This window comes from Brachyspira pilosicoli (assembly GCF_019402445.1).
GTDB lineage: Bacteria > Spirochaetota > Brachyspiria > Brachyspirales > Brachyspiraceae > Brachyspira > Brachyspira pilosicoli_B.
In genome coordinates this window covers 1-1,601 of the sequence record NZ_SRZM01000261.1, presented here as the reverse complement: position 1 = coordinate 1,601, position 1,601 = coordinate 1, and the positions used below count along the sequence as shown (strand labels likewise).

Genomic DNA, 1,601 nt, shown 5'->3' with positions numbered 1-1,601 from the left:
TTATAATAAGAGTAAGAGATTCAGTAGAAAAAATTACAAATAGTGCTCATGAGCTTTCACAGGGTAGCAACGATTTATCACATAGAACAGAATCTCAAGCAGCAAGTCTAGAAGAAACAGCGAGCTCTATGGAAGAGATGGCTTCTACTATCAAATCTTCTACAGACCAATCGGTACAAGGTAATAGAATGATGGTTGAATCTAGACAGTCTATAGAAAGTGCTGGAGATATTATACTTGAAACTACAAGAAATATAGAAGAAGTTTATGAGGCTAGTACTAAAATTAAAGATATTACAAACATCATTGAAAATATAGCCTTCCAAACTAATATACTTGCTTTGAATGCTGCAGTAGAAGCTGCACGTGCAGGAGACCAAGGTAAAGGTTTTGCGGTTGTTGCTTCTGAAGTAAGAAACTTAGCTCAAACTACTCAGTCTTCTGTAAAAGATATTACAAACTTAGTAGACAATGCTTATGACAAAATTAATAAAGCTACAGACTCTGCTAGAACTTCTCAGGAAATATTTAATGACCTTAGAGTAAAAATAGATGAAACAGCTAGAATAATGCAAGATATTAGCTCTACTGCTGTAGAACAACAAACTGGAGTTGACCAAGTTAATAGAGCTGTTGCTGATATGGATAGCGTTACTCAGCAGAATGCTGCTTTGGTAGAAGAATCATATGCAGCTACTATGTCTTTATCTAATCAGGCACAAGAACTTTATGAGGCTATGAAATTCTTTAAAATAGATAAAGATGATGAAATTGATGAATAATTATAAATAGTACAATATCAGTAATAGATGCTTCATAAAGCATTTATTACTGTAAAAATAAAAAATATTTATTTTTAATAATAGGTGCTTTTATGGAAGTTATTTATCTTTATGCTTTAATTATTTTAGGTGTATTATTTGCCACATTAGTGCTTCTAAAAACATTAATACTTAATAAAGATAAAGTAAAAAAACCAAAAGCATTAAAAAAACGCATAGAAGAATTAAACAAAAGACTTAAAAAAAACCAATATGACTATGATGCTATAAATCAACTTGCAAATATAGAAGAAGAATTTGGAAGCAAAGAAAAAGCATTAAATCAATATAAAATTTTATTAGATGCCAATTTCTTTTCAGATAAAGAAAAAATAGAAATATATAAAAAATTAGAAATTATTTCTGAAGAATTAGGAGATTTGCAGCAAGCATTTAAATATACTTTAATCATAAATAAAGAAGAACCAGAAAACAAATATTATTATATAAAAATAGCACATACTCTAGTAGAAGAAGGATATTTTAAATTAGCATATGAATATTATCATAGAGCATTAGTCTTAAAAGCAGAATTCTCAATAGATGATTTTAAATATGCTGCATTTTCTTCTTTTCAGCTAAAAGATTATAAAAGAACTATTATTTATCTAGAGAAATTATATAAAAAAATGTGTAAGGATATAAATCAATATAAAACGGATATTGCAAAATTAATGCAATCTTTAGTTTCAATATATATACTTTCTGATGAAATTAATATCGCTAAATCATTTATAGAGGAAGCTTTTATATATAAAGCTATAGATAGTGATAATAGAC

Annotated in this window: 2 protein-coding genes; both read left to right on the top strand. The window is 27.8% G+C overall.

The features are described from left to right. Window positions 1-782, top strand: a 782-nt coding sequence (locus E6A48_RS08560; protein WP_258018583.1) for a methyl-accepting chemotaxis protein, incomplete at its 5' end; no start/stop codon positions are given. Window positions 783-874: 92 nt separating this feature from the next. Beyond that, window positions 875-1,601: tetratricopeptide repeat protein (locus tag E6A48_RS08555; RefSeq protein WP_368858896.1), on the top strand; the 727-nt coding region annotated here is incomplete at its 3' end.